This is a genomic window from Cellulomonas sp. A375-1 (assembly GCF_001040865.1).
Classification (GTDB): Bacteria; Actinomycetota; Actinomycetes; order Actinomycetales; family Cellulomonadaceae; genus Cellulomonas; species Cellulomonas gelida.
In genome coordinates this window covers 2,060-7,430 of the sequence record NZ_LFKW01000126.1, presented here as the reverse complement: position 1 = coordinate 7,430, position 5,371 = coordinate 2,060, and the positions used below count along the sequence as shown (strand labels likewise).

The following is a 5,371-nucleotide window of genomic DNA, read 5'->3' as shown; positions in this document are numbered from 1 at the left end:
GCGAGCTCGGCCGCACGCGCCGCGGGACCGTCCGCCGCGACCGTCGGGTCGTTGCGCGTGGTCGCGGCCGCGCCGACGACCTGCGGCGCCGTGCCGGGCGCGTCGCCGTCGGCGACGTCGTCGAGCTCGATCACGTCGGCGAGCACGACCGTCACGTTGTCGCCCCCGCCGCCGCGCAGCGCGAGCTGCACGAGCCGGTCGGCGCACGAGTCGAGGTCGGTGAGCTCGCGCATCGTCGTCTCGATGGTCTGCCCGCTCACGAAGCCCGACAGGCCGTCGGAGCACAGCAGCCAGCGGTCGCCGGCACGCGCCTCGCGCACCGACAGGTCGGGCGTCAGGTCCGACTCGAAGTCGCCGAGCACGCGCATGACGACCGAGCGCTGCGGGTGGTGCTCGGCCTCCTGCGGCGTGATGCGGCCGATGTCGACCAGGTGCTGCACGAACGTGTGGTCCGTGGTGACCTGCGTGAGCACGCCGTCGCGCAGCAGGTAGCCGCGCGAGTCGCCCAGGTGCACCATCGCGAGCTTGTTGCCGGCCCGCAGGATCGCGGTGACGGTCGTGCCCATGCCGGCGAGGTCCGGCTCGGCGCCCGAGCGCGCCTTGATCTCCTCGCGTGCCTCCTCGAGCGCGCCCTCGAGCTCGTCGAGCGCGTCGTCGGGGCCGTGCGACTCGTCGTCGAGCGGCGCGAACGTGGCGACCGCGACCGAGGACGCGACGTCGCCGCCCGCGTGACCGCCCATGCCGTCCGCGACCATGAGCAGGTGCGGGCCCGCGTAGGCGGAGTCCTGGTTGTTGCTCCGCACGAGGCCCACGTCGGAGCGGGCGGCGTAGCGCAGTGCGACCGTCATCCGCCTACCCCTGCAGCTCGATCACGCTGCGGCCCACGCGGACCGAGCGACCGGGTGCCAGGGGGGTGGGCCCGCTGATCTTCTCGTCGCCGACGAACGTCCCGTTGGTCGAGCCGAGGTCCTCGACGTACCACTGGCCGCCCTGCGGGAAGATCCGCGCGTGCTTCGAGCTCGAGTAGTCGTCGTCGAGGACGAGCGTGCAGCCCGGGGCGCGGCCGACGACCACCGCGGACTGCCCGAGCGGGACGATCGTGCCGGTCAGCGGGCCCTGCGTGACGACGAGGCGCGCCGAGCGCTGGCTGCCGCGCGCCGTCCGCGGCGAGACGACCGGCGTGGGTGCCGTGGACGGGCCCGTGCCCGCGGGCCCCGCGGCCGTGACGGGCGCGGGCCGACGAGAACGGCGCTTGGTGATGCGCGTGCCGTACAGGTCGCGGCGCAGCACGGCGATCGACGAGAGCACGAGGACCCACAGCAGGGCCAGGTAGCCCAGCCGGAGCAGGGTGATGGTCAGCTCGCTCATCGCTCGCGCGTCACCGGCCGGTCACTCGTCGAGCTCCGGGTCCCCGCCCGTCCAGAACAGGATCCGCGTCCGCCCGATGGTCAGGGTGTTGCCGTCGAGCAGCGTCGCGGCCGGCACCTTGTGGCCCTCGACGAACAAGCCGTTGGTCGAGCCCAGGTCCGAGGCCACCACGTTGTCCGGGTTGACGCGGATCTCGAGGTGGCGGCGCGAGACGCCCGGGTCGTCGACGATGATGTCCGCCTCCGAGCCGCGACCGATCACCGTGACGGGACCTGTGAGCAGGTAGCGCTGGCCGTCGATGTCGAGCAGCGGGTGGCGCGGGCTGGGCGCCGCGGTGGTCGCGGGGGCCACGGCACCGCGCACGGTCGCCGAGTGCACCTCGAAGCGCCCCGCCTCGAGCTCGGTGTCCTCCGCGAAGCTCACGGTCACCGGCCCGACGAACGCGTAGCGCTGACCCGCGGCGTAGTCCGTGACGTTCGCCGCGAACTCGTCGGCCAGCGTCTCGGCACCCCAGGCCTCGACCTGGTCGTAGTCGGGGGTCGACAGCTCGATGGTGAACTCGTTCGGCACGACCGTACGGTCGCGCCCGACGACGGCCGCCTTCTCGTCGACCTCGCGACGCAGGCGACTGGCCAGCTCGACGGGCTTGAGGTCGCTGCGGAAGGTCTTGGCGAAGACGTTGTTCACCGCCCGCTCGACACCGTTCTCAAAACGGTCCAGAAACCCCACGAACGCACCTCCCTTCGGCACAACGGCGCGCACGACCGGCAGGGGCGCCACGCTGTGATCGTCCACGATCCGACTCGATGGTATCCGCGCCCCGGCGTCGTGCGGCGTCTTGCCGCGGGTGCCTCAGGTGTTCTTCTGCTGGTCGAGGAACTCCTTGGCCTTCTCGGTGCCCTCGTCGACCTTCGCGTCCCCCGCCTCGTCCGTGCGCGACTTGACCGCGTCGGCGGCCTTGTCGAGCGCGTCCTTCGCCTGCTCCTCGTGCCCTTCCAGAGCGCCTTTGGCCTTCGAGACCAGGTCGTCCAGCCCCATCGCGCACCTCCGTCGGCGCGCCCGCGCAAGCCCCTGCGACCTGCCGCTCGACGCGCTCAGACGCACAGTGTCGTCCGCGCGTGGCGCGATCGCACGCGGAACAGGAGGAACGGGGCCCTTCCGGCGATTCGCGGCGTCCGGATCGTCTGGTCCTCGGCGCGTCCGGCGCGTGCGTGTCAGTGGTCGGGCGCACCCTGGGGGTCATGGTGACGATCTCGTGCTCGTGCGGCGCGGCCGCGACCTCGCGCACCCACCCCCTGCGGGGCATGCCGATCGAGGAGCGCATGGAGCTGGTGCGGACCGCGTACAGCGCCTACGACGGCTTCCTGACGCTCGAGGCCGACGCGTCCTGGCACCCGGGCTCGTCCGAGCCGGACCCGGGGTGCGTCGTGCTCGTGGACATGGACGCGCTCGACGCGTGCGAGGGCCTCGCGGACGACGAGCGCCGCGGCCTGAGCGCGCTGCTCGGCATCGCGCACGTGCGCGGCCGGGTGCTGCCGCCGCCCGTCGAGATCGGCACGGTCCGGTTCCGGGTGTCGCCGTCGTTCGGGTTCGACGCCGAGGTCGTCTACGTCGTGCACGACGGCCCGCAGACCCTGCTCGAGCTCACGTGCCCCTACGGCGGCCGCGGCGAGCTCGCCTCGCTCGTCGCGCTCTACAGCGAGCACGGCCCGGCTGCGGTCGTGCAGGTCGACGGCCTCGCGCCGCGGCTCGGCCTGGCCGCCGCGGTCGCGGGCGTCTCGCGGGCTCGGACACCGTCCGTCGCCTGAGGCCGCTCGGCACCCGGGCGTGCCCGGCGTCGTCGAGCCGGCCGAACGACGGGTGATGCGCCGTTCGGGTGGTGCGTGAGCCGTCGCCGTCGGCGAAATGCGGACGCCAGGGACGTACCTGCGCCACCGACGGGTGACGCGCTCGGGGACGTCTCACCTGTGCCGCCGCGGCACCGATGTCGACGGTGTGACGAGTGGGCGTGTGGTGCGCGCGGCGAGCGCCGTGGCCGCGGGAGTGCTGGTGACGGTCGGTGCCGTCCGTGGCCTCGGCGCGCTGCTCCTGCTGCTCGCGTGCGCGGCGTCCGTGGCTGCCGCGCTGGTCACCACCCGCGCCTCCCGCGGCCGTGCGCCCCGGGAGCAGCTCGCGTGGCGCTGGTTCAGGCGTGCCGGGTGGACGATCGTCCTCAGCCTCGGGCTCGAGGCCCTGCTCGCGTGGCTGACGGGCGAGTCCTGGACGTCCGTGGCGACGGCCGGCCTGACGGTCGGGACGGTCGCCGCGACCGCGATGCTCTACCAGGCGGTCCAGCACTGGAACCGGTCACACCTCGACGACCGGGACTCGGGCGAGTGGCTGGCGGGCCTGGGTGGCACGCTGTGCGCGGCGGCGATCCTCGCGTACGGCACGTCCCGCGCCGCCGGCGCAGCGGCGCACGGGTGGCAGACCGGCGCGCACACGGTGCGGATCGCGGTGCTCCTGACGCTCATGGCCGCGCTCGTCGTCATCGTGCTCACCGCGCACCTGACGCGTGACTGGCGCGCGATGACGCTCGTCGTGCTGGTCGCCGTGATCCTCGGGTCCGAGCTGGTCGGGTACGTGGGGGCCGTCCGTGGTGGGACGCACGTCGAGGCGTCGGCGGTCGGTGTGGTGCACGGCTGGGTCGGCATCGCGCTGATGACTGCGTGCGCGGTCACCTCCCGGCCCGTGGTGCGCACGCGGGTCGACGTCTCGCCCACGGCGTCGACCGTCGGCGCGCTCGTCGTCGTGATCGGGTCGGTCGTGATGATCGTCGTCGACGCCGTGGCGCCGAGCGGGCGGCCGGTCGTGCCGCTGCTCGCCGCGCTCGCGGCGCTCGCGGGCACGTCCCGGCTGGCCTACATGGCGCGCGACTTCGCCGAGCTCACGGACGCGCAGCGCGAGTCGCGCACGGACGGGCTGACGGGCGTGGCGAACCGACGGGCCTTCGTCGAGCGGCTCGAGCGCCGGTTGCGTCGCGGGCGCGAGGTCAGCCTCATGATGATCGACCTCGACGAGTTCAAGGCGGTCAACGACGACCGCGGCCACGCGGCCGGCGACGAGCTCATGCGCACGGTCGCCGTACGGATGGCCGCAGCGCTGAGCACCGACGGGATGCTCGCGCGCATCGGGGGCGACGAGTTCGCGGTGCTGCTCGACGGCCACGACCACGCCCTCGCGGAGCGCACCGCGCTCTCGGTGCTCGAGGCGGTGCGCGCGCCCGTCGTGCTCGACGACGAGCTCGTGCAGATCGACGCGAGCATCGGCGTGGTGAGCACCCGGCACCGCAACAAGACCGTCGAGGACCTGCTGCGCGCCGCGGACCACGCGATGTACTCCGCCAAGCGCGCGGGCGTCGGCATCACGGTGTTCGACGAGCGGGTCGCGGCCGACGCGGACCGGCGAGTCGGGCTCCTGCGGGACCTGCGCACGGTGCTCACGTCGTCGTCGCGCGCCGCCGGCGAGCTCGTCGTGCACTACCAGCCGCAGATCTCGTGCTCGGACGGGTCCGTGGTGGGGGTCGAGGCGCTCGTGCGGTGGCAGCACCCGCGGCTCGGGTTGCTCGCGCCGGCCGAGTTCCTCGACCTCGCGGAGCGCTACCAGCTCATGCCGCACCTCACCGAGCGCGTCCTGTCGCTCGCCGTGCAGGACGCGACGGCGTGGCTGCGCGCGGGCCGGGCCATGCCCGTCTCGGTGAACCTGTCAGCGAGCTGCCTGACCCACCCGGGCCTGTTCACGACGCTCGAGTCGGCCCTCGACAGCTCGCAGCTCCCCGCGGGGCTGCTGACGCTCGAGGTCACCGAGACGACGATCATGGACGACCCGGCCAAGGCGGTCGCCGCGCTCGCCGCCCTGACCGCGTACGGCGTGCACGTGAGCATCGACGACTACGGCACGGGGCACTCGACGCTCGCGTACCTGAACCACCTGCCGGCGCGCGAGCTCAAGCTCGACCAGACCT

Annotated in this window: 6 protein-coding genes; 2 read left to right on the top strand and 4 right to left on the bottom strand. The window is 73.7% G+C overall.

The window, feature by feature from the left end; all coding sequences use genetic code 11:
• From CWIS_RS12740 to CWIS_RS12725, 4 genes are all read right to left on the bottom strand, one after another.
• On the bottom strand, positions 1 to 848 hold an 848-nt coding region (locus tag CWIS_RS12740; RefSeq protein WP_048343686.1), incomplete at its 3' end, for a PP2C family serine/threonine-protein phosphatase.
• Between the two features lie 4 nt (positions 849 to 852).
• The gene (locus tag CWIS_RS12735; RefSeq protein WP_048343685.1) at positions 853 to 1,368 is read right to left on the bottom strand and encodes an FHA domain-containing protein; all 516 of its coding nucleotides are present in this window, start codon (positions 1,366 to 1,368) and stop codon (positions 853 to 855) included.
• A 21-nt stretch (positions 1,369 to 1,389) separates the two neighbouring features.
• Positions 1,390 to 2,097, bottom strand: coding sequence for a DUF3662 and FHA domain-containing protein (locus CWIS_RS12730; protein ID WP_048343687.1), 708 nt, complete (start codon positions 2,095 to 2,097; stop codon positions 1,390 to 1,392).
• Positions 2,098 to 2,220: 123 nt separating this feature from the next.
• Entirely contained in the window at positions 2,221 to 2,406 is a 186-nt protein-coding gene (locus CWIS_RS12725; RefSeq protein WP_048343684.1) for an antitoxin, read from the bottom strand.
• Between the two features lie 203 nt (positions 2,407 to 2,609).
• On the opposite strand from CWIS_RS12725, the gene CWIS_RS12720 reads away from it, so the two are divergent.
• Complete coding sequence (locus CWIS_RS12720) at positions 2,610 to 3,176, top strand: hypothetical protein (protein ID WP_156186649.1); 567 nt, start codon at positions 2,610 to 2,612, stop codon at positions 3,174 to 3,176.
• 241 nt (positions 3,177 to 3,417) lie between these two features.
• Positions 3,418 to 5,371: bifunctional diguanylate cyclase/phosphodiesterase (locus CWIS_RS17725; RefSeq protein WP_197080840.1), on the top strand; the 1,954-nt coding region annotated here is incomplete at its 3' end.

Bases quoted from the DNA above. Each gene is read 5' to 3' on its own strand.
- CWIS_RS12720 (WP_156186649.1), top strand. From the start codon at position 2,610: ATGGTGACGATCTCGTGCTCGTGCGGCGCGGCCGCGACCTCGCGCACC.
- CWIS_RS12725 (WP_048343684.1), bottom strand. From the start codon at position 2,406: ATGGGGCTGGACGACCTGGTCTCGAAGGCCAAAGGCGCTCTGGAAGGG.
- CWIS_RS12735 (WP_048343685.1), bottom strand. From the start codon at position 1,368: ATGAGCGAGCTGACCATCACCCTGCTCCGGCTGGGCTACCTGGCCCTG.